This is a genomic window from Bacteroides faecichinchillae JCM 17102 (genome assembly GCF_000614145.1).
Classification (GTDB): Bacteria; Bacteroidota; Bacteroidia; order Bacteroidales; family Bacteroidaceae; genus Bacteroides; species Bacteroides faecichinchillae.
In genome coordinates this window covers 1-23084 of record NZ_BAKK01000012.1, presented here as the reverse complement: position 1 = coordinate 23084, position 23084 = coordinate 1, and the positions used below count along the sequence as shown (strand labels likewise).

17 protein-coding genes and 2 pseudogenes are annotated in these 23084 nt (G+C 37.6%); 8 read left to right on the top strand and 11 right to left on the bottom strand.

What is annotated here, in order from left to right; genetic code table 11:
* Nucleotides 1-12: 12 nt before the first annotated feature.
* The 5 genes and pseudogenes from JCM17102_RS08235 to JCM17102_RS08215 all read left to right on the top strand — a co-directional run bounded on the left by JCM17102_RS08235 (nucleotide 13) and on the right by JCM17102_RS08215 (nucleotide 9557).
* On the top strand, nucleotides 13-1128 hold the full coding sequence (locus JCM17102_RS08235; RefSeq protein WP_025074761.1) for a DUF4435 domain-containing protein: 1116 nt from the start codon (nucleotides 13-15) through the stop codon (nucleotides 1126-1128).
* Complete coding sequence (locus tag JCM17102_RS08230) at nucleotides 1125-2453, top strand: mechanosensitive ion channel family protein (protein ID WP_025074760.1); 1329 nt, start codon at nucleotides 1125-1127, stop codon at nucleotides 2451-2453. The genes JCM17102_RS08235 and JCM17102_RS08230 overlap by 4 nt, the downstream gene beginning before the upstream one ends.
* A 189-nt stretch (nucleotides 2454-2642) precedes the next feature.
* Nucleotides 2643-5356 (top strand): annotated as a pseudogene (locus JCM17102_RS26750) (TonB-dependent receptor).
* A 31-nt stretch (nucleotides 5357-5387) separates the two neighbouring features.
* Nucleotides 5388-6578 carry a beta-helix domain-containing protein gene (locus JCM17102_RS08220; protein WP_025074759.1) on the top strand — a complete coding sequence of 397 codons (1191 nt, stop codon included), beginning with the start codon at nucleotides 5388-5390 and terminating at the stop codon, nucleotides 6576-6578.
* Nucleotides 6579-6761: 183 nt separating this feature from the next.
* Nucleotides 6762-9557: a sensor histidine kinase gene (locus JCM17102_RS08215; protein ID WP_025074758.1), complete on the top strand. Its 2796-nt coding sequence runs from the start codon at nucleotides 6762-6764 to the stop codon at nucleotides 9555-9557.
* An 81-nt stretch (nucleotides 9558-9638) separates the two neighbouring features.
* On the opposite strand, the gene JCM17102_RS08210 is transcribed toward JCM17102_RS08215, so the two are convergent.
* From JCM17102_RS08210 to JCM17102_RS29555, 11 genes and pseudogenes are all read right to left on the bottom strand, one after another.
* A complete protein-coding gene (locus JCM17102_RS08210; protein WP_025074757.1) occupies nucleotides 9639-11078 on the bottom strand; it encodes an NADH-quinone oxidoreductase subunit N in 1440 nt (479 codons plus the stop codon).
* A gap of 31 nt (nucleotides 11079-11109) precedes the next feature.
* Nucleotides 11110-12593: pseudogene (locus JCM17102_RS26745) on the bottom strand (complex I subunit 4 family protein).
* Nucleotides 12594-12629: 36 nt separating this feature from the next.
* Nucleotides 12630-14519 carry an NADH-quinone oxidoreductase subunit L gene (gene nuoL, locus JCM17102_RS08200; protein WP_025074756.1) on the bottom strand — a complete coding sequence of 630 codons (1890 nt, stop codon included), beginning with the start codon at nucleotides 14517-14519 and terminating at the stop codon, nucleotides 12630-12632.
* Nucleotides 14520-14567: 48 nt separating this feature from the next.
* Nucleotides 14568-14876: an NADH-quinone oxidoreductase subunit NuoK gene (gene nuoK / locus JCM17102_RS08195; RefSeq protein ID WP_025074755.1), complete on the bottom strand. Its 309-nt coding sequence runs from the start codon at nucleotides 14874-14876 to the stop codon at nucleotides 14568-14570.
* A gap of 34 nt (nucleotides 14877-14910) precedes the next feature.
* Entirely contained in the window at nucleotides 14911-15423 is a 513-nt protein-coding gene (locus JCM17102_RS08190) for an NADH-quinone oxidoreductase subunit J family protein (protein WP_025074754.1), read from the bottom strand.
* Between the two features lie 2 nt (nucleotides 15424-15425).
* On the bottom strand, nucleotides 15426-15914 hold the full coding sequence (locus tag JCM17102_RS08185) for a 4Fe-4S binding protein (RefSeq protein WP_025074753.1): 489 nt from the start codon (nucleotides 15912-15914) through the stop codon (nucleotides 15426-15428).
* Between the two features lie 56 nt (nucleotides 15915-15970).
* On the bottom strand, nucleotides 15971-17047 hold the full coding sequence (nuoH, locus tag JCM17102_RS08180; protein ID WP_025074752.1) for an NADH-quinone oxidoreductase subunit NuoH: 1077 nt from the start codon (nucleotides 17045-17047) through the stop codon (nucleotides 15971-15973).
* A gap of 29 nt (nucleotides 17048-17076) precedes the next feature.
* Nucleotides 17077-18669, bottom strand: a complete 1593-nt coding sequence (locus JCM17102_RS08175) for an NADH-quinone oxidoreductase subunit D (protein WP_025074751.1) — start codon at nucleotides 18667-18669, stop codon at nucleotides 17077-17079.
* Between the two features lie 88 nt (nucleotides 18670-18757).
* Nucleotides 18758-19360 carry an NADH-quinone oxidoreductase subunit B gene (locus JCM17102_RS08170; RefSeq protein ID WP_025074750.1) on the bottom strand — a complete coding sequence of 201 codons (603 nt, stop codon included), beginning with the start codon at nucleotides 19358-19360 and terminating at the stop codon, nucleotides 18758-18760.
* Nucleotides 19351-19701: an NADH-quinone oxidoreductase subunit A gene (locus JCM17102_RS08165; RefSeq protein ID WP_025074749.1), complete on the bottom strand. Its 351-nt coding sequence runs from the start codon at nucleotides 19699-19701 to the stop codon at nucleotides 19351-19353. The genes JCM17102_RS08170 and JCM17102_RS08165 overlap by 10 nt, the downstream gene beginning before the upstream one ends.
* A gap of 115 nt (nucleotides 19702-19816) precedes the next feature.
* The gene (locus JCM17102_RS29555) at nucleotides 19817-20194 is read right to left on the bottom strand and encodes a hypothetical protein (protein WP_025074748.1); all 378 of its coding nucleotides are present in this window, start codon (nucleotides 20192-20194) and stop codon (nucleotides 19817-19819) included.
* A gap of 260 nt (nucleotides 20195-20454) precedes the next feature.
* Here JCM17102_RS29555 and susR point away from each other — a divergent pair, with 260 nt between their 5' ends.
* From susR to JCM17102_RS08145, 3 genes are all read left to right on the top strand, one after another.
* Nucleotides 20455-22059, top strand: a complete 1605-nt coding sequence (gene susR, locus JCM17102_RS08155) for a SusR family glycan utilization regulator (RefSeq protein WP_025074747.1) — start codon at nucleotides 20455-20457, stop codon at nucleotides 22057-22059.
* Between the two features lie 192 nt (nucleotides 22060-22251).
* A complete protein-coding gene (locus JCM17102_RS08150) occupies nucleotides 22252-22776 on the top strand; it encodes an RNA polymerase sigma-70 factor (protein WP_025074746.1) in 525 nt (174 codons plus the stop codon).
* Nucleotides 22777-22853: 77 nt separating this feature from the next.
* Nucleotides 22854-23075, top strand: coding sequence for a hypothetical protein (locus JCM17102_RS08145; protein WP_025074745.1), 222 nt, complete (start codon nucleotides 22854-22856; stop codon nucleotides 23073-23075).
* Nucleotides 23076-23084: the final 9 nt, after the last annotated feature.

The following is a 23084-nucleotide window of genomic DNA, read 5'->3' as shown; positions in this document are numbered from 1 at the left end:
CACGTATAGATTATGAATAACAATACCGTAAAAAGTAACACGAACCGTAAATATGATTCCGCTCCATCTCCTTTCCGGAAAGAAGGAGTGAGAACGGAGGGAAACAAACCGGCACGTCCTGCCCGGCTTGTAGATTCTCTGACTTCTTCTTATTTCAGTGCCGCACACAAACTTTATTCGAAAAAGGCTCGCCGCCGCATTATTGCCTATGTCGAAAGTTATGATGATATTGCTTTCTGGCGTACTCTTTTGGAGGAGTTTGAAGATGACGAACATTATTTTCAAGTAATGCTACCATCAGCGACCTCATTGGCAAAAGGAAAGAAAATGGTGCTTATGAATACGCTGAACACAGCAGAGCTGGGAAAAAGTCTGATTGCCTGTGTAGATAGTGATTATGATTTCTTGTTGCAAGGAGCAACCAACACCTCTCGCAAAATTAATCGGAACAAATATATTTTTCAAACATATACATATGCTATTGAGAACTATCATTGCTTTGCAGAAAGTCTCCATGAAGTATGTGTACAATCAACATTGAACGATCGGTTTATTCTGGATTTTAATGCTTATCTGAAACGTTATTCCGAAATAGTGTATCCGCTTTTCTTGTGGAATGTATGGTTCTACCGTCAGCGGGATACGTATACATTTCCAATGTATGACTTTCACTCTTGTACAGCTTTGCATGAAATTAGCCTTAAGCATCCTGAACATAGCTTGGATGCCTTGCAGCGTAGGGTAGATCAGAAACTTTTTGAGTTGAAAAAACGTTTTTCTTATTATATCAATGATGTGAACGGGCTGCGGACTGAACTGAAAGATTTAGGGCTACTTCCGGAAACAACCTATTTATATATGCAAGGACATCATGTGATGGACAATGTGGTAATGAAATTGTTGATTCCTGTTTGCACTGTGTTACGCCGGGAACGGGAACAGGAAATCAAACGTTTGGCAGAGCATAATGAACAATTCAGAAATGAACTGACCTGTTATCAGAACAGTCAGATCAGCGTAGAGATAATGTTGAAAAAGAACGTTGCATATAAGAGACTTCTCCATTATAAATGGTTGAGGCAGGATATTCAGGATTATTTATCAAAAGAAGGTGTCAGTAATATATGAAAGAAGTGATAGTAGATACATTGACTGTAGTTACAAAGACCGGAGCAGTGCACGAGACCACCAATGCAGTGATGCAGGAAGTGAATCATAGTCTGGTATCTATGGGAGTAGATGCTACCTGGGCGAACAAGGCAGACAATTGGATTGTATTGATACTTATTATCGGTGTTGCCTTGTTATCCAATGTGATCTGCCGCCATATTATTTTGCGGGCGGTTGCAAAATTGGTGAAGCGAACTAAGGCGACTTGGGATGACGTAGTTTTTGACCATAAGGTGATGATACACATTAGCCGTATGGTGGCACCTATACTTATTTATATAGCCATTCCCATAGCATTCCCGGAACATGCACAATCGGGACTACTTGATTTTCTTCGCCGTATCTGCCTGATCTATATTATTGCCGTCTTTCTTCGTTTTATCAGTGTGTTCTTGGCAGCTATTTATCATGTGTACAGTGAACGGGAACAGTTTAAGGATCGACCATTAAAAGGATTATTGCAAACGGCTCAAGTGACGATCTTCTTTATTGGAGCTATCGTTATCGTAAGTATTCTGATTAATAAAAGCCCAACGGTATTACTGACCGGTTTAGGAGCTTCTGCTGCTATATTAATGTTAGTCTTCAGAGATACGATTCTGGGATTTGTCTCAGGTATTCAGCTTTCTGCCAACAATATGCTGAAGGTAGGAGATTGGATTTCCATGCCGAAATATGGTGCGGATGGTACGGTGATTGAGGTCACATTGAATACTGTGAAAGTCCGTAACTGGGATAATACCATTACAACAATTCCTCCTTATTTGTTAGTGAGTGATTCTTTCCAAAACTGGCAAGGAATGCGTGAATCCGGTGGACGACGTGTGAAACGATCTATTAATATAGATATGAGTAGTGTACGTTTTTGTACGCCGGAGATGTTGGCTAAATATCGGAAAATTCAACTATTGAAAGATTATATTGACAATACAGAAAAAGTGGTTGAGCTATATAATAAGGAACATCATATCGATAATTCTATATTGGTAAATGGCCGTCGTCAAACAAATCTGGGCGTATTTCGTGCTTACTTGAATAGTTATCTGAAAAGTTTGCCTACTATTAATCAGGAACTGACTTGCATGGTTCGTCAATTGCAACCCACTGAAACTGGAATTCCGTTGGAACTTTATTTCTTTTCTGCCATTAAAGACTGGGTTCCTTATGAGGAAGTACAAGCTGATGTGTTCGATCATGTATTGGCTATTATTCCGGAATTTGGATTACGCGTCTTCCAGAATCCTTCCGGAGAAGATTTACGGGAATTAAGAGTAAAGAATTAGAAATAAAAAAACTTTAATTTTATATTCGTATTATAGTTAATGTATAATATAATAGCAGTTTCTGGTCTTATTGCAAATATGTAACAGACTTGAAACTGCTATTTCAATTTATTGTATTTAGTTTGTATTATTTTTGTAACGCTACCCCTATATCTTTGCTGCCGTAATTAAAACATATAGCAAAGTTCGATGAAAAAACTATTTCTTATTAGACTTTCCGTTGTAGCCTTCTTTTGCATATTATGTGCACTTCCTGCTTTGGCTGCAAATATCAAAATTAAAGGTGTCGTAAAAGACAAACTTTCTAAAGAGCCTCTGATTGGAGCGACCATACGCTTAGTAGGTACTCATGCAGGTACTGTTACCGACACAGAAGGAAATTTTGAACTGAATGGAATGGGAGTTCTGGAAGGTATGTATGATGTTGAAATCAAATATGTGGGATACAAGACTGAAATATGTCGCAAGGTACATGTGGAGAATGGGAAATTAGTAATCCTGAACTTGGAATTGGAAACAGATGCACTTGAACTCTCTGATGTTGTGGTCGTTGCTAAAAAAAATCGTGAAAATGAAAATATGTTGTTACTTGAACAACAAAAAGCTGTTATTGCCGTACAGTCTGTCGGAGTAAAAGAACTTTCACGTAAAGGAGTTTCAGATGCGGAAGGAGCCGTAACAAAAGTTTCGGGAATATCCAAACAAGAAGGAGTGAAGAATGTTTTCGTGCGTGGGCTAGGTGATCGTTATAATTCGACTACTTTCAATGGATTTGCAGTCCCATCCGAAGACCCCGAATATAAGAACATTTCTCTTGATTTCTTTGGTACGGATATCATTCAGTCTGTAGGTGTCAATAAAGTTTTTAGTGCTGGAGGCAGCAGTGATGTCAGTGGAGCAACCATTGATATCGTATCCAAAGAATTGATTGGTAATAAGAATATAGGTGTCGGTATTTCAGGCGGTATAAATACACAAACAGTATCAGCCGATTTTCTTAAACTCAATGGAGTTAATTTTATGGGATTAGCTGACGATAAACAGCCAGCTAATGAAACTAGTTGGGAGTTTAAGAACAAGCTGGATCCTTCAAAACAAAACCTTCAGATAAACCGAAGTTATAGTGTTTCAGGTGGAAAACGTTTTTATATAGGAAAAGATAAGAACCCTTTTTCCTTTTTTGTGACTGCTGGACATACCATTGATTACCAGTTTAAAGAAGAAAGTATACGTAATACGACCACTAGCGGTACTATTTATAAAGATATGGTTGGTAAAAAGTATGTTGAAAATATTAATCAGTTAGCATTAGCTAATGTGGATTATGATATACGAAATCGTCATCATTTGAGTTATAATTTTATGATGATACATGCTAATACGCAATCCGTTGGTGATTATGACGGTAAAAACTCGATATTTGACGATGATCAAGGTAATGTCGCTTTACCCGTCGCCAACAAACAAATGATAATTGGTTACTTGTCAATCAATTGATGACTAACTGGGGGGTGACAAAAGAATTAAGTCTTGATGCAGGCATTTCTTATAACCTCGTAAACGGCAATGAACCAGATCGTCGAATCAACAATATAACTAAGTCGTCAGATGGTTACTCATTACTTCGTGGAAATTCACAACAACGATATTTTTCTTCCTTGAATGAAGGGGATCTAAATATAAAAACAGGTTTTGTATATCGTTTGAGAGATAATATTGAAGAAATCTCTAGTATCCGTTTAGGATATATTGGACGAATAGTAGATGATAATTTTGAATCGACAGAATATAATATGCCAACATATTCCTCTGGTCATTTCAGCTCGTTGACAGAAATAGTATTGGATGATTATTATACACAGGAGAATTTTTTGAATGGAAGGTTTGGATTACAGAAGAATATTGATATATACGATGTGAAGAAGTATATTCATTCACTATATACAGAGTTTACTTATCAGTTTTCTTCTCGTTGGATTGCTAATGTAGGAGTGAAATATGATAATATTGATATACAGGTAGATTATGATGTGAATAAAGGTGGTTCGAAAGGTTCCAATAAGATTGAGAAGAACTACTTCCTACCAAGCTTGAATTTGAAATATAACCTGAATGCAAAGAACTCTTTGCGTCTGGGAGCAAGTAAGACATATACTTTACCACAATCTAAAGAAATTTCACCTTATCGTTATGTAGGAGTTAATTTTAGTAGTCAGGGAAATACGAAACTAAAACCTTCGAATAATTACAATGTAGATTTGAAATGGGATTTTAATCCTACACCGACGGAACTAATTTCATTAACTGCTTTTTATAAATACATTAAGAATCCTATTTCCAGAATTGAGGTGGCAAGTGCCGGTGGATACCTTTCGTATGAAAATATTGCAGATCACGCAACTGTAGCAGGAGCAGAAATAGAGGTACGTAAGAATATTTTTACGCATTCGATTGGGGTGAATGGTGATGGAGCCAATCGCCTTTCTCTTGGACTAAATAGTTCCTATATACATACGAATGCTAAAATGCCTTTGGCAACAGTTACAACTGGTTCTCAGTTAGAAGGTGCTGCTCCTTGGATTGCTAACTTCGATTTATCTTATAATTATGCAAAGGGTGATTTTAGTCTTGTAAATACATTGATCCTAAATTATATTGGCGAGAAAGTATATACTATAGGTACTCAAGGTTTTCAGGATATTATGGAGAATAGCTTAGTTACACTTGATTTTGTATCGCAGGCAAGACTGAATAAACATGTCTCACTTAATCTAAAAGCCCGAAACTTATTGAATCCTGCTCATAAATTAGTTCGTAAGGCAAATGAAGGCGGAGATAAGGTTGTATTAGGTAACTACAAAAAAGGAATAAATATTAGCTTAGGAGTTTCGTATATCTTCTAAGCAGTATCAATAATAACTAATATTAAAGGAAATGAAAAGACTGTTTTTTAATTTTATGGTAGTTGCTGTTGCAGCAACGACATTAGTATTGACTTCTTGTGGGAGTGATGATAACAATGGTGATAAACCGGAAAATTCAATTGTTGTCAATGGTAATACATTAAGAGGAACATTGACAGAGAATGAAATCTTGGAGGCGAAAGAGTATTATCTAGACGGATCTTTGATTATTGCAGATGGAGGAGTATTAACCATTCCAGCAGGTACGACAATTAAAGCCAAACAAGGTTTTGGTAATTATCTATTGGTTACACAAGGTGGTAGAATCTACGCTAATGGTACAAAGGAAAAGCCAATCACTTTTACCGCAGATGCTGTTCAGCCATCTTCCGGTTATTGGGGAGGAGTAATTATTAATGGTAAAGCACCGATTTCCGGTATCAGCCAGAATGCAAGTGACTTGGGATTAACTGAGATTAATAATGACTATAAGTATGGTGGTAGTATTACCAATGACAATTCCGGTTCATTGACCTATGTGAAGATTTGCTATGCCGGTGCACGTTCTACTGAGAATATCGAGCATAATGGACTGACCTTGAATGGTGTCGGTAACGGAACAAAGATTGATAATATTTATATTCTGGAAAGTGCGGATGATGCTGTCGAATTTTTCGGTGGTACAGTAGATATCACTAACCTCTTAGCTGTGAATCCTGATGATGATATGTTTGACTTTACACAAGGATATAGTGGTAAGTTGAGCAATTGTTATGGAATTTGGGAGAACCAGTATACCAGTACGGAAGATGATCCGCGTGGAATTGAAGCTGATGGTAACCTAGATGGTGATGGAGAAGACCATTTGAGACAAGCAAATTTTATAGTTGAGAATATGACAATCGTAAATAATGCTGCTGATACGCAAAATAAAGTAGATCGTATGGTAGATGTTATCAAAATTCGGCGTGGTGCAAAAGCTACTATTTCAAATGTATTGATTGCCGGTACAGGAGGAACACAAGATTTGATTGATATGACCGATAGTAAAGGGGATGGAAATGTGACATCATCTATCACTTATACTCTTGCTTCAACTTTTACAGTTCACGATAAAGTACTTAATGGAACTGCTAATATAGCTGCAAATAATTCTTGTACAGGTGCCGCTATTTCTGTGTTTGACTGGACAAGTTATACTTTTCCAATTTTAGTTCATTGATCTTAAAATCATTAGGAATATATTAGGCTATAAGAATTTTTTAAATGGAATGGCAGAAGTCGTTAATATAGTTTCTGCCATTTTTTAATTAAAAAAGAGAAACCTTTGTTTTCTAAAAGAATAGCATCTGGATTAAAATATTTTATGTACATTTGCTAACTTTCTGGTTAATTAAATGAAGGTATGCAAACAAGCAACGAACGATATCGTAAAATGTCTTCCTTGGCCCAAATTGGATGGTGGGAAGCAGATTTTGTAGCAGGGCACTATTTATGTTCTGATTTTCTCTGTGATCTTTTAGATTTAGAAGGAGATACTATTTCTTTTCAGGATTTCCAGAAAATGATTCGTGAAGATTACCGCGAACAAGTGATTCGTGAGTTTCAGGCGAATAAGTCTATTCATAAGAATTTCTATGAGCAGACATTTCCCATTTATTCTAAGTATGGTGAAGTTTGGCTACATACACGTTTGGCAGAACGTGAGAAAGGTACCGGTACGAATGGAGGTGATAAATCTTTTGGTGTGATTCAACGGGTTGAATCACTGGAAAGTATAGATAAAAAAGGAACTTTATGTCGTGTTAATAATTTGATACGTCAACAGAATTCTATTTCCCGATCTTTATTATGTTTCCTTCAGGATGAAGAAGTGGAATCTTGTATTATGAAGATTCTGACCGATATATTGGAGATTTATAGAGGTGGACGTGTGTATATCTTTGAATACGATGACACAAATAGTCATCATAGTTGCACATACGAAGTCGTATCTGAGGGTATATCTCCGGAAAAGGAATATTTAAAATCAATTCCTAGTAATCAAACTAAATGGTGGACTGAACAGATACTGTCAGGTAAACCGATTATTTTGAATTCTTTGCGGCAATTACCGGAAGAGGCTGTAGATGAATATAATATTCTTACCAAACAGGGGATTTGTTCGTTGATGATTACTCCTTTGATGGCAAGTGATCATATTTGGGGATATCTGGGAATTGATCTTGTTGGATCATATAGAGAATGGAGTAATGAAGATTATCAATGGTTTGCTTCTTTGGCTAATATCGTTAGTATATGTATGGAATTGCGAAAAGCAAAGGATAATATTACACGTGAACAATCTTTCTTGCGTAATTTGTTTTCATATATGCCGATGGGTTATGTGAGATTATCTATCATTTGTGACGAAAATGATGTGCCTTGCGATTATCGAATAACGGATGCTAATGAAATCAGTTCTAAGATATTTGGTATTTCCAGTGAGAAATATATAGGATTACAGGCTTCGGAAATATATGCTAATCATAGTCAAAAATTGGATGACTTATTGAAGATTTTGGAATCAAAAACACATAAAGAATTTGATGAATATTTTCCAAGAACCGGAATTTATACGCATTGGATCGTTTATTCTCCTGAGAAAAATGAGCTGGTAGGGTTGTTTCTTGATTCTACAGAGGCTGTGAAAGCTAACCGGGCATTAGACCGTAGTGAGAAACTTTTCAAGAATATTTTTGCTAATATTCCGGCAGGTGTAGAAATTTATGACAAAGATGGAAACCTGCTTGATATGAATAATAAGGATGTGGAAATATTTGGACTAAATGATAAGACAGATGCTTTGGGGGTGAACTTCTTTGACAATCCTAATGTTCCTCAGGATATTCGTGAGCGAGTGCGAAATGAAGATTTGGTTGAGTTTCGTCTGAATTACTCTTTCGATCAAGTGGGTGAATATTATCATACAGAACGTTTTAATGTCATTGATTTGTATACGAAAGTTAGTAAGATATATGATAATGATGGGAATTTTAATGGATATATTTTGATTAGTATCGATAATACTGAACGTATGGATGCTATGAAACGTATCCGTGATTTTGAAAATTTCTTTTTGCTGATTTCTGACTATGCTAAAGTGGGGTATGCAAAATTAAATCTCATTGATAGGAAAGGGTATGCTATCAAACAATGGTATAAAAATATGGGTGAGGATGATGATATACCATTGAGTGAGGTTGTTGGTGTTTATAATAAAATGCATCCGGAAGATCGTAAGCGTATTCTTGACTTTTATGAAGAGGTGAAAAAGGGCACTGCAAAGAATTTTAAAGAAGAAATGCGGGTTCGTCGTCCCGGAACAAAAGATAAATGGAATTGGGTGCGAATGAATGTAGTGGTAACAACTTATAAACCGGAAGAAAATGAAATAGAAATTATAGGTATTAACTATGATATCACTGAATTGAAAGAAACGGAAAAAGAATTGATTCAGGCTCGTGACAAGGCCGAGACTATGGATCGGCTGAAAAGTGCTTTTCTTGCTAATATGAGTCATGAAATTCGTACTCCGTTGAATGCTATCGTAGGCTTTTCTGATTTGTTAGTTGATGCGGAAGATTTGGATGAAAGAAAAGAATATATAAAGATAGTTCGTGAGAATAATGATCTGCTTCTTCAATTGATTTCTGACATACTTGATTTATCAAAGATTGAAGCAGGTACTTTTGATTTTACTAATACTGATGTGGATGTAAATATGATGTGTGAAGATATTGTCCTTTCTATGCAAATGAAGGTGAAAGGGGATGTTCAACTGATTTTTGATTCAAACCTTCCGCATTATCATATCATTAGTGATCGAAATCGTTTGCATCAGGTTATCTCTAATTTTGTGAACAATGCAATTAAATTTACTTCAGAGGGAAGTATTTGTGTTGGTTATGAATTAAAGGGAAATGAACTGGAGTTTTATGTAAAAGATACAGGTGTAGGGATTGATAAGCAACATCAGAATGCTGTCTTCGAGCGTTTTGTGAAACTAGATTCTTTTGTACATGGTACAGGACTGGGACTTTCTATTTGCCAAAGTATTGTGGAGCAATTAGGCGGAAGAATTGGGGTCGATTCTGAGTTAGGAAAAGGTTCTCGTTTCTGGTTTACTCATCCTTATTTGATGGATTCAGAGATGGTATAAAGTTGTTTTTATATCTCTTAAAAGAAATGGACTTGATCATAAAACCAAGTCCATTTCTTTTAAGAGATTATATATTTATTATTATATTCCGAACGATAGTTTATCAATGGATTGATATACAATACTTGCAATACCCAAGCCGATGATCCCTAAAGTGCAAAGTGCCAATCCCAGTTTGGTACAACGGTCACTATGGAAAGTCGGAATAGGATTATCGGAAGGAGTAATATACATTGCTTTAATGATTAATAAGTAATAGTATAAAGAAATGACTGTATTAACTAATGCTATGAATACTAGCAGATGGAATCCTGCATCGAAAGCAGCCATAAATATAAAGAACTTAGAAAAGAACCCTGCAAATGGTGGAATGCCAGCTAAAGAAAACAGAGATATAGTCATCAGGAAAGCAATCTTTGGGTTTGTTTTGTATAATCCTTGATAATCCTCCAGTGTGAACTTTTCGCTGCGTAATGCTATAATAGTAATTACTGCAAATACACCAAGGTTGGCAGCAGCATAAACTAATACATAATAAACTAAAGCAGTCATTCCTTGTGCCGTACCCCCAATCACACCTAACATGATATATCCAGCTTGTGATATACTGGAGAAAGCCATCAAGCGTTTCAGATTCTGCTGGCGAACAGCGAAAATGTTAGCAATGGTTATTGTTGCAATGATGACCCAATAAAGTACTTCCTGCCAGTCATTAATCATCGGAGCAAATACTTTGATAAGGACAGTCAGTAATACAAATGCAGCTGATCCTTTTGAAATAACGCTTAAGTAAGCGGTTACGGTACTTGGTGCTCCTTCGTATACATCAGCTGTCCAAAGATGGAACGGAACCAATGAGAGTTTGAATGCCATACCGGTGAAGAAGAAAACAAAAGCCATTATTTGTAGTGCATTGCCGTTGATATGAGCAGGGAGATCATCAAAATAAAGTGTTCCTGCTGAACCATAGATCATAGAAAGACCAAATAGTAGCAGAGCACTAGAGAAAAGAGCAGTTAGGATATACTTAGCTCCGGCTTCTGCTGAGTTGTGGCGGTATTTGTCAAAGGCAATCAACGCGGCCATAGGGATAGAAGCTGTCTCTAATCCGATGAAGAACATCAGGAAGTGTCCGGCAGAGATCATGAGATACATACCAAACAGGGTAGAAAGTGTAAGTACATAAAACTCACCTTGTTTGAAAGAAGTATCCTCACGCTTCATCCATTCGTGTGCCATCAGAAATACAATCAGTGTACCAACATTCAGAATTGATTTGATGACTGTGTGCATTGGAACATAATGATACATACCACCGAAGATATCGGCAGCAGTGCCCGGAACAAAGTTGATAACCGTGTGAATAGCCATCAATATAACAGGGAGCATCGTATTTAATTGTGCTTTACCGTCTTTTTTATGTGCGTCCGGACTCATGAAGAGGTCAGCCAGAAATAAAATAAGCAATACGGCTATGAGTGACAACTCTTCTCGCATATGTAGAAATTGTGAATAATCCATTTTGTCTGATTTATGAATTAAGAATTATGAATTAAGGTACCAGTTGAGAAACAACAGGTAATACACTTTCACCAATCATATGGCTAACCCAGAAAGGAGCCATACCTAATCCGGCTACACAAACAATCAGGCAGATAACAGCAACACGCTCGTCCCATGTTGCATCTGTTAGTTCAAGATGGTGTTTGTTTGTACAGGTACCATATAAAATCTTACCAACCAGGCGGAGGATATAACTGCTGTTATGACGATGGACGAACAAGCGATAATAGTCAGAGTGCGGTGGAATATATCCGGATTCTGGAAGGAACCGACGAAGATGGTCATTTCTGCAATAAATCCGCTTAATCCCGGTAAACCTAGATTGGCAAGACCTGCAATTACGTAACATACACTAAGGAATGGCATGATTTTCATCAATCCCGAAAGTTCCCGGACATCACGTGTATGGGTACGTCCGTAAATCATACCGATAAGGGCGAAGAACAAGGCTGTCATCAAACCATGGGAAAGCATTTGAAGAATAGCTCCGGTTGCTGCTGTTTGGTTCAACATCAAAATAGCAAAAAGTACCAGACCACAGTGTGATACGGATGAATAAGCATTGATGTATTTCAAGTCTGTCTGAACGCAAGCCGAGAATGCACCATATACAACAGAAATACCTGTTAATATAAGGAAGATCCAGGAAAGTTCGTTAGCTGCTTCCGGCATCAGATACATAGCAATACGGAAACATCCGTAACCTCCTAATTTCATCAATACTCCCGCATGCAACATGGATACCGCAGTCGGTGCGGAAGCATGACCGTCGGGGCTCCATGTATGGAATGGAAAAAGTGCTCCCAATACTCCAAAACCAAGGAAAGTAAGAGGGAACCAGATACATTGTTGAGCAAAAGGTATGTTATGCAATTGTGCTATTTCCAATATATTCATAGTGGTTGCCCCTGAACCAAAATAGATACCGAGGATACCAATTAACAAGAAGGCTGAACCACCCATTAACATCAACGTCAGTTTCATGGCAGCATACTCTTTGCGACCTGATCCCCACACACCGATTAAAAGGTACATAGGAATAAGCGCTATTTCGTAAAACATAAACATTGTGAATAAGTCAATGGATATGAAGAATCCGAAAACTCCCATGGATAAGAGTGTGAACCAGAGGAAATATTCTTTAGTCAGAGGTTGCAAACGCCAGGAAGCAAATGTACCAGTGAAAACAATCACAGCAGATAATAATAGCATGGCTACTGAGATCCCATCGACCCCCACAGAGTAGGCAATGTGAAGGGGTGCATACCAGACAGTGTCAGCACGGAATAACATCTCTGACGTGTTTCCGGCACTACGTTCTCCCAGATACAGGAAGGTTAGTACCACAGAAGCAATCAGGAGTGCTGAGGCTCCGGTGACCATGACTCCCCGAATCGTTTTAATTCCTCGTGCAGCCCATAGTCCGGCTAGCATCAATAAAGGAATAAGTACGAAGATTGATAAGAAATTCATTTGTATAATTATGAATTATAGATTATTAATTATGAATTAGAGAGCCAGTAACAGGATTAGTGCCAATGCTCCACAAAGGAACACATAAGCATATTGTTGTACCTGACCACTCTGTAAACCACGGATCTCGTCGCTTGTTGTATTAGTTGCCCATGCCAGGAAATCAAAGAATCCATCTACTACATGACGATCCCACCATGCGATAGGAGTAGAAATGCAGCGGAAAATGATCTTATGAGTGACAAACTGGTATATATCGTCGATGTAAAAACGGTTATAAGCAGCTTTGTGTAATTTCTTGAAATGGCGTGCCAACGTATCTGCTACCGGTTGTTTGGCATTCTTATACATCCAGGTGGCTATGGCAATGGAAATGATTGCAATGACTACACTGGTAATGGCAACAGATGGGTCCAGATGTATGGAGTAAGATTCACCATTCGAACTGATAAAATGCCCGAAAGGAATGAAGCCTGCCCCACAAGTGACAACTGCCAGGAACATGAGTGGGAAAGTCATAGCTAATGGACTTTCGTGGGGAGTATGTGCAGCATGTGCTTCTTTGTTTTCTTTGCCCCAGAAAATACCATAATACAAGCGGAACATATAAAAAGCTGTCATTGCTGCAATAACAGTCATCACCCAACCCATCACAGGATGATATTGAAAACAGGCGGCTAAGATTTCGTCTTTAGAAAAGAAGCCGGAGAAAGGAGGAATGCCGGCAATAGCAAGACAGGCAATCAGGAATGTCCAATGAGTGATTGGCATATATTTACGAAGTCCTCCCATAGCAGACATCTCATTAGAATGTACTGCATGAATAATGCTACCTGCACCCAAAAAGAGCAATGCTTTAAACATGGCGTGTGTAAACAAATGGAACATGGAAGCCATGTATCCCAATCCTCCGTGATGCGGGTCCATAGAAGTACAAACTCCCAATGCTACCATCATGAAACCGATTTGTGAGATGGTAGAAAAGGCAAGTACACGTTTAATGTCTGATTGTACGCAAGCTACACTTGCTGCATAGAAAGCAGTGAAAGCTCCTACCCAGGCAACCATGTGCAATGTGTCGGGTGCATAAGCAATGAACAGTGGAAACATACGTGCTACCAGATAGACGCCCGCTACAACCATTGTTGCTGCATGGATCAATGCACTCACAGGGGTTGGACCTTCCATTGCATCCGGCAACCAGATGTGTAATGGGAACATTGCACTTTTTCCCGCACCACCTACAAACATTAATCCTAATGCCAAAGGCAACATAGAAGCCCCACCGCTAATGATTGATACCGTGTCCGGAGTGAAACCGAATGTACCTCCATAGTATCCGTAAATCAGAATACCGATGAGGAACCCTAGATCGGCAAACCGCGTTACGATAAAGGCCTTTTTGGAAGCGGCAATAGCTGCTGGTTTGGTGTAATAGAAACCGATTAATAAATATGAGCTGACCCCTACCAATTCCCAGAACAAATACATCTGGAAAATATTGGTTGCCACCACTAGTCCAAGCATTGACATGGTGAACAAAGACAGGAAAGCGTAATAGCGTTGGAATCCGGTCTCTCCTTTCATATAGCCGAAAGAGTAAATGTGTACCATCAGCGATACGGTAGAGATGACAATCAGCATCATTACAGATATAGGATCGAGCAAAATGCCCAAATCAAAATGTAAAGTCTCAGTGAAAGGAAGCCACGTAAAATTGTAAGGTATTAAAGTGGCGAACGTTCCATCTTCCAGACGTGGTGCGGAGAAATATTGAAAAGCTGTGACGTACGATAGTACCGCTACTGCTCCCAATACCAGCGTACCTATAATGCCTGCTGTCCGGTGAGACATCCATTTACCTCCGATTCCTACTAATAGGAAGGAGAGAAAGGGAAGAAGGAGTATTAGAATTGTTAGTTCCATACAAATTATTTTGATTACTTAGTATTATTATTGTTAATGAGTTCATCCTTACCATTTCAAGTCATCCAGGTTGCGTACTTGGATGCTTCGCAGGTTCCGGTAAATATTAATCATGATTGCAATTGCGATAGCAGTCTCTGCAGCTGAAATGGCAATGGAGAATAATGCAAAGAAATAGCCTTCTGTTCCACCGGGAAAAAGAAAGCGATTGAACACAGCAAAATTGATATCTGTTGCGTTCAGCATTAACTCGACAGAAATCAGGATAGCCAGTGTGTTCCGGCGAGTAAAGAATCCATAGATTCCTGCAAACATCATGATAGTTGATACTACCAGATAATATTCCATGTGTATCATATTCAAATTTACTATTTGATAGTTAATACTTGTTTTATCTTTTACGTGCAATCATGATACCTCCGATGATACAAGCCAGCAACAAAATACTGATAGCCTCAAAAGGTAATATATAGCCATATTTGTCACTACTTAGCAAAGCATTACCGATGGCATGAATATTTATCTCTTGCGGAGCTAAATTATTCGTTTGCAGGAATTTGTGCTTCAGAGTGATAAACAAAATAATAGCTGCACCGGCAATCATTGTAAAGAGTCCTGCCAGAAATCGGCTTCGTTTGATTTTCTCTGCACGATCACCTTCTCCACTGGTTAATAAGATGGAGAATACATAAAGTACGACAATACCACCGGCGTAAACCATGATCTGAACAGATCCCAGGAATGTGTAACCTAGCAGAAAATAGATTCCTGCTGTTCCGAAGAGGGTAAAAAGCAGGTAGGTAGCCGAGCGTACGATACGTTGGGTGGTCACTGTCATAATGGACATTGCAATAATAAATACTGCCAAAAAGTAGAATACTACTATTTCAAGTGTTGATCCCATATCTAAACTTCTTTTTTCTTTTCTATAACTTTACTACCTTTATGGTTGAGTTGCAGGACAAGTTTTGTCCGGTCGAACACTGCGTGTTCGAAGTTCTGGGCGAATGTGATAGCGTCGTGTGGACAGGCATTGACACACAGTTGGCAAAAGATACATGATCCCAAGTCGTATTCATATTTCGACAGGATTTTCTTTTTTTTGCCATCTTCCGTTTCTATCATTTCACTTGTTATCTTGATAGTGTCGTTTGGACATGCTGATTGGCATAATCCGCAGGCAATACAGTGATGCTCGTTGTTTTCATTGTGGGGCATGTTCAGTGTACCACGAAAACGGTCGAACATTTTCAGCTCTTTCCGGTTCTCGGGATATTGCTCGGTTACTTTTTTACGGAAGTAAACTTTAATACTGGTCTTCATACCCGTCGCTAGGGTATGAATGCCATGCATTAGACCTCCTAAGTACGTATATTTTTGATCTTTATATTCCATAATTCTCGTTTTACATTAATTATTCCGAATGGGGATTCTGTATAACATCTTGTCATTTAGAAATGAAAGCCGAAGGCTACACAGCATGCCATTAATAATAGGTTTACCATAGAAATGGGAACCAAATATTTCCATTCCAGATTCAAAATCTGGTCGATACGCAAACGTGGGAAGGTCCACTTGATCCACATTAAAAGGAATACAACAAAGAATGCTTTACCGAAGAACCAGATAAAACCGGGAATATAATCCATTATTGCATTAAATCCATCTAAACCGACAATGTGTAAAGGCATCCATCCCCCAAGAAAAATAGTGGTTGCCACACCGGCAACTATAAAGAGGTTCAAATACTCGGCAAGATAGAAGAAACCGAAATGCATACCGGAATATTCTGTATGATATCCCGCCGTCAATTCACTTTCAGCTTCGGGAAGGTCGAACGGTCCACGATTACATTCCGCATTTCCTGCAATGAGATAAATGATGAAAGCTATGATGGCAGGAATATGTCCTTTAAATATGAACCAACCATCTGCTTGATTCTCTACAATTTCGGAGAATTGCATGGTTCCCATTAATACAACCATTGTCATGATACTCATTCCAACAGAAAGCTCATAGCTGATGATTTGTGCACCACTTCGCATGGCTCCGATAAGAGAGAACTTGTTGTTACTACCCCAGCCGGCTAGCAAAATACCTACTACTCCAATACTGGAGGCTGCCAACAGGAAAAATACTCCCACATTAAAATTCAATATTTCTGCTCCTTTATTAAAAGGGAGACAAGCGAAAGTCAGGAAGGAGGCAATGATAACCATGAATGGAGCAAGATTATAAAGGAAGCGATCGGCATCCTTCGGAGTGAAGATTTCTTTGGTTAGCATTTTCAGAACGTCACAAAGTACTTGGATAGATCCCCATTTACCGACACGGTTCGGACCGAGACGACATTGGAAGAAACCGCAGACTTTGCGTTCCATGTAAATCAATATAATAGCGAGGATGGCATACATCACAATGATACATACGCCGATGACCACGCATTCTATAAAAACAGCCAATCCTTCCGGCATAACGGAAGTGAGTAGCTCGTGTATCCAGTTTGTTACTATACTAAAGTCGAACATATTTCTTACATTAAGAATTTTGTTTATTATCATCTGTCAATATCCGGGACTACATAGTCAATTGTTCCTCCAATAGCAATGAGGTCAGCGATCTTGGCTCCTCGACAGATCGTGTCGATAGCTGCAACTAGTGGTAATCCGGTGGAACGGTAATGTAGACGGTAAGGCATCTTATCTCCATGACTTTCAAGAAATACACCGAATTCTCCACGACTTCCTTCTACAGCTGCATAATAGCTACCTTCAGGAACACGAATAATAGGTTTCATCTTTTCTTGATAAGCTCCTTCTGGAATATTATCAATCAGTTGTTCAATGATGTTCAAACTTTCCATGATTTCATCCATACGTACCAGGTAACGGGCAAATGAGTCTCCTTCAGTATAAATGATTTCTTTGAAATCTACTTTATCATATACTCCATACGGGATTCGTTTACGTACATCGCAAGCCCATCCTGAAGCACGACCTGTACCTCCGGTACAGCCGAATGAAATGGCATCTTCACGACTCAATACACCAACTCCTTTCAGACGGCTTTGTGCAATCACATTTCCTGTGAAAATATCATGGTATTCATGGATGATTCCTCTTAAATAAGGAATAAATTCTTTTACCCGCTTTACAAAGTTGGAATGAATATCTGCTTGTACGCCACCGATAGTATTATAATTCTGAATGAGTCGTCCTCCTGTAGTCTCTTCGAAGATATCCAGAATCTTTTCACGATCACGGAAGCCATAGAAAAAGGCTGTCAATGCTCCCAGGTCCATAGCCAGACAGGAGTAGAACAATAAATGAGAATCGATACGTTGTAACTCATCCATAATAGTACGGATGTATTGTACACGTTCACTTACTTCAATACCCATTGCTTTCTCGATACACATACAAAGCGCATGGCGATTTTGATGAGCTCCTAAATAATCCAGACGATCGGTTAATGCCAGTGTTTGCGGATATGTAAGACTTTCATTCATCTTTTCAATGCCCCGGTGGATGTAACCACAGTTTGCATCAATTTTGCGAATAATTTCACCTTCCAAAGAAACCCGGAAACGCATCACACCATGAGTCGCAGGGTGCTGAGGCCCAATATTAACGACATATTCTTCATCTCCGAACAATACTGTTTCTTTATTTTTGATACTACCATCCGGATTGAGCTTTATTTCCTGGGTAGTATCATAAGTCTCTTCATTATCCATACGGAGTGGATTATCTTTTTCCGGGTCATTGTCTTTACGCATTGGATAACCTACCCAATCGTTACGTAGATATAGACGACGCATATCAGGATGACCGATGAAGACAATTCCATAATAGTCAAATACTTCACGCTCATAAAAATCAGCTATTTTCCAGATATCGCTGACCGATGGAATTTCTGGCGTTTCTCGGTTTAGAGTTGCTGTTTTAATAGAAATCCGTTCGCCGGTTGAAGTCGATTCGAGATGATAGACTACTCCTAGACCACGAAGAGTTTCAGGTGTGTCTTTTTCGTCTGCTATTCCCCAATCCATACCGGTAAGACTTTCGAGGAAGTCCATCTGTTTTTCTTTCCGCAAGCGCAGCATTTCATCGTGTAGTGCTGCTGGTTTTATAAATTGTATCTCTTGCATAAATCTATTAAATTAAGAATGTAGAATTAAGAATGAAGAACCTCTATACAATTTTAGAAATCGCAATTTATCCATCATTCTTCATTTCTCACTCTTCATTTTTTAAGTAATCCGGTTTCTTTTCTTTTCTGTTTGTTCCGCCAAAGAATTTCTCTATCTTCACTTTACGTTGTAGCTGCATCATTCCATAATAGAAAGCTTCAGGACGTGGCGGACATCCTGGTATGAATACGTCTACAGGTAGAATTTTATCTACCCCATTTACTACATGATAAGATTTCTTGAAAGGTCCTCCACTTACGGCACAGCCTCCTACAGCAATCACGTATTTCGGATCAGGCATCTGATCGTACAAACGTTTCAGTACCGGAGCCATTTTATTGGTGATCGTTCCGCAAACCATGATCATATCCGCCTGTCGTGGACTGGCACGTGCTACTTCAAACCCGAAGCGGGCCATATCGTAACGAGCGGCACCCAATGCCATAAATTCGATACCACAACAACTCGTGGCAAATGTAAGTGGCCACAGTGAATTACTGCGTCCCCAGTTGATAAAATCATCCAAAACTCCGAGAGCAACGTTAGTTCCTCCTGCATTGAGTTCTTGAACCAATTTTTCCAATGATTCATTGTCAATAAACTCCTCATAAGGAATTGATTTTATTTTTGGCTTTTTAGTTATTTCCATTCCAAAGCTCCTTTCCTCCAGGCATAAGCAAGTCCCAGAACTAAAATAATAAAAAAGAAAAGGATACTAACAAGTCCTTGTGGTCCCATATCTCGCATGACCACTGCCCATGGAAACAAGAAGGCTGTTTCAACGTCGAACATTAGAAACAGGATGGCAAAAAGATAGTAGCCTACACGAAATTGCATCCATGATTTACCACGTGTTGGTATACCACACTCATAAGCTTCAAACTTTTGTATGTTATACGAACGGGGCGAGATAGCTCGTGAAAGAGCTATAACTACACCAACAAAAGCAAGTGCCGTCAGTAAAACAACAACTAACAATGTAAAATTCATAATTTCAATAGCTGTTTAGATTGAATATTATATAAAAGATAAGTAATAAACTTCTTGTTCCCACCGGATTAAGAAGTAAACCGAACGATAAATCGAATAAGTATTGAATTATTCGTTAAATAATTATTTTCCTCAGACCATATATATAATGTGTTATAGGGTCATAGAAATAATTTGGCACGTGAGGTAAATGAGAATAGGATGGAGTTGTTTTCTTTTTATGTTCGCGGAGATATGCGATGGGTAATAACATGCTTTTATCTGCCGGAATATGCACCACATCCACATGGCTCATATCGCAAGATTGAGTAGAGTAAAAATGATAAAGCCTTTCAAGTGTATTGTGGCCTGGTGACTCTTGAGATAAATAGCATTGTTCCTGACTATAAGTCGGGTAGGAAGCTTTGTAAATATTTTCCACTGTCTCATTAGTGACAGAGTGAATTAGCAAAGCTAATGCCAAGAGTAATCCATATTTTAAGCTTTGTTTCATCTTTCTCTTTTAATGACCGCAAATATAGAATTAATATTCATACTTTTTGCAAACTCAATATTACAAAAAAGCTTTTTTTAACGTGGCTTGTGATGAAATCTCCTTTCTTCCATATGAAAGTTATTACAAACATCTATTTTTATTGTACTATGATATTTTTATGTATGGTTAAAAAATGTAATAAAAGTAATGATTTATGCAGTTTTTGATGGAATACACGTAAAAAAATATATTTTTTGCAAGATTAAGATTATTAAGATATGAAACGCACACTTTGGTTTGTAATGTTTTTAACAACATCCTTTTTCAGTCTCTATGCAGGTAATGAGAATGATTCATTATTGACTGTTTTAGACAGGGTAATATCTGAACGTCAGGTGTATACGGATAAGAAAAAAGATGTCATAAAAGACTTGAAATTGAAGAAAGTGCAGCAACAGACTTTGGAGGATTTGTTTCGTTTGAATGCTGAGATTATTCAGCAATATGGAACTTTTGTTTGTGATTCTGCTGAACAATATATACAGGAAAATATAGAAATAGCTAAAAGTCTTAATGATAAAGAACATTTGTTGGAAAGTAAACTTCAATTAGCATTTGTTTATTCCTTGTCCGGACTATTTGTTCAGGCTAATGATATTTATAAATCCATTCAGTGTCATAGTTTGCCTAATTATTTGAAGGCTATTTATTGCTGGAATAATATTCGATATTATGAAAACCTGATTAAATATACTGATGATGAAAGGTTCTCAAGTGAATATATAGTGAAGAAAGAAGCCTATCGTGACACAGTAATGAGCATTCTATCGGAAAAATCAGATGAGTATTTAAAGGAAAAAGCAATTAAACTTCAGGAAAGTGGTCGTGTAAGAGAGGCTATTCCAATATTAACTAAAATATATAATAAAGAAAAACCGGATACTCATGGATATGCGATGATGTCTATGGGACTTTCGAGAGCTAACCGATTGGCTGGTAATCTTGATGTTGAAGAGAAATATTTGATTTTGGCAGCGATAACAGATACGAAACTGGCTGTAAAAGAGAATGAAGCATTACTAAGTTTGGCGGTAAAGCTTTACCATAAAGGGGATATAAATAGGGCTTATAATTATATAAAAGTAGCGTTGGATGATGCTATTTTTTATAATTCCCGTTTTAAAAACACTGTGATTGCCCGTATTCATCCTATTATAGAAAATACTTATTTATATCGGTTAGAGCAACAGAAACAGAATCTTCGTTTTTATATATTGTTGGTCAGTTTGTTTGCGATAGCCCTTGCCATTACTCTATATTTTACGTATAAACAGACAAAAGCAGTTTCAAGAGCTAGAAAGAATCTCAAGGTAATGAATGAAGAATTGGTAGCCTTGAATAAGAACCTTGATGAGGCTAATCTGATTAAAGAAAAGTATATTGGATACTTTATGAATCAATGTGCTGTTTATATAAATAAGCTTGATGAATACAGGAGGAATGTTAATCGGAAAATAAAAACAGGACAGATTGATGAATTACATAAAGCATCATCCCGTCCTTTTGAAAAAGAACTTGAAGAGTTATATCTTAATTTTGATAAGGCATTTTTGAAGTTATATCCGAACTTTGTAGAAGAGTTCAATGCACTTTTGAAACCGGAAGAACAATATCAGCCGGAAAAAGAACGGTTGAATACTGAGTTACGTATATTTGCTTTGATGCGTTTAGGAATTGTAGATGTTGGACAGATTGCTGTCTTTTTGCATTATTCTGTTCAGACGATATATAATTATAAAAGTAAAGTGAAGAGAATGTCTATACTTGAAGGGAATCATTTCGAAGAAGAGGTCAAAAAACTTGGTTCTTTGTCTCAAAAGTAATTCTATTTGATTTACCAAATAGTTTTAAAACGATGTGGGTAATTTGTTGAATTATAAATGATTATGTTGATTGTAAGTTTGTAATCGTTTACTTTAAAGCCTACCACACATAAGAAATATACTTTTTCCATTTCTATATTTGCAGTATAAGATTTTTAATAATTGAGTACTTAATCTAAATGAAAAACAAATATGGAATTTTCAGAATTGTATATTACTTATTATTCTAAACTGGTTCGCTTTGCAAGAGAATATGTGATCTTGGAAGAAGATGCTGAAAATATAACTCAAGATGTCTTTACTGACATGTGGGAGAAACGAGAGTCAATAGACCTTATTGAAAACATGAGTGCTTATCTTTTCCGACTTGTAAAAAACAGATGTTTAGATTATCTGAAGCACAAAGCTTTTGAACAGAAGTACGTAGAACACATACAGTCTTCTTTTGAAATAGAACTAAGCTTGAAATTGCAATCTTTAGATCGTTTTGATATATGTAATATCTCTGAAGGGAATGAGACGGAAGTCTTGATTCGTAAGGCAATAAATAGTTTGCCAAAACGATGTCGTGATATATTTATGTTAAGTCGTATGGAAGGCCTAAAATATAGGGAAATCTCCGAGCGTCTTGGTATATCGGTGAATACGGTTGAATGTCAAATGAGTATTGCACTGAAAAAGTTAAGAGGAAAATTGAGTATATGTCTTGCTGCATAAGATTTTGGAAAATTATCAGGTATTTTTAGGGGTATTTCCCTTGATAATCGTTCTTTGATAAAAAGAGAAACAAAAGAATGGGAATTGATCTAACTAAATATTTTACGGATGAGCTTACTTCTGAAGAGAAGCAAGAAATGTTATCAGAGATAAATAAAAAGGAAGAATTGCGAGATGAGTTTCTTAGGAATCAGAACATGGTATCGCTTTTAGATTGGATACTTTTGGAGGGTGACAAGGAACTAGCTCAGCGAAAATTAACGGAATTTATGCGTAATCTAGAGCGTAAAAATACATAGGCTGATTAA

Bases quoted from the DNA above. Each gene is read 5' to 3' on its own strand.
- JCM17102_RS08235 (WP_025074761.1), top strand. From the start codon at position 13: ATGAATAACAATACCGTAAAAAGTAACACGAACCGTAAATATGATTCC.
- susR (WP_025074747.1), top strand. From the start codon at position 20,455: ATGAAACGCACACTTTGGTTTGTAATGTTTTTAACAACATCCTTTTTC.
- JCM17102_RS08215 (WP_025074758.1), top strand. From the start codon at position 6,762: ATGCAAACAAGCAACGAACGATATCGTAAAATGTCTTCCTTGGCCCAA.
- nuoK (WP_025074755.1), bottom strand. From the start codon at position 14,876: ATGATACACATGGAATATTATCTGGTAGTATCAACTATCATGATGTTT.
- nuoL (WP_025074756.1), bottom strand. From the start codon at position 14,519: ATGGAACTAACAATTCTAATACTCCTTCTTCCCTTTCTCTCCTTCCTA.
- JCM17102_RS08150 (WP_025074746.1), top strand. From the start codon at position 22,252: ATGGAATTTTCAGAATTGTATATTACTTATTATTCTAAACTGGTTCGC.
- JCM17102_RS08190 (WP_025074754.1), bottom strand. From the start codon at position 15,423: ATGGGATCAACACTTGAAATAGTAGTATTCTACTTTTTGGCAGTATTT.
- JCM17102_RS08170 (WP_025074750.1), bottom strand. From the start codon at position 19,360: ATGGAAATAACTAAAAAGCCAAAAATAAAATCAATTCCTTATGAGGAG.
- JCM17102_RS08210 (WP_025074757.1), bottom strand. From the start codon at position 11,078: ATGGATTATTCACAATTTCTACATATGCGAGAAGAGTTGTCACTCATA.
- nuoH (WP_025074752.1), bottom strand. From the start codon at position 17,047: ATGTTCGACTTTAGTATAGTAACAAACTGGATACACGAGCTACTCACT.
- JCM17102_RS08165 (WP_025074749.1), bottom strand. From the start codon at position 19,701: ATGAATTTTACATTGTTAGTTGTTGTTTTACTGACGGCACTTGCTTTT.
- JCM17102_RS29555 (WP_025074748.1), bottom strand. From the start codon at position 20,194: ATGAAACAAAGCTTAAAATATGGATTACTCTTGGCATTAGCTTTGCTA.
- JCM17102_RS08220 (WP_025074759.1), top strand. From the start codon at position 5,388: ATGAAAAGACTGTTTTTTAATTTTATGGTAGTTGCTGTTGCAGCAACG.
- JCM17102_RS08185 (WP_025074753.1), bottom strand. From the start codon at position 15,914: ATGGAATATAAAGATCAAAAATATACGTACTTAGGAGGTCTAATGCAT.
- JCM17102_RS08175 (WP_025074751.1), bottom strand. From the start codon at position 18,669: ATGCAAGAGATACAATTTATAAAACCAGCAGCACTACACGATGAAATG.
- JCM17102_RS08230 (WP_025074760.1), top strand. From the start codon at position 1,125: ATGAAAGAAGTGATAGTAGATACATTGACTGTAGTTACAAAGACCGGA.
- JCM17102_RS08145 (WP_025074745.1), top strand. From the start codon at position 22,854: ATGGGAATTGATCTAACTAAATATTTTACGGATGAGCTTACTTCTGAA.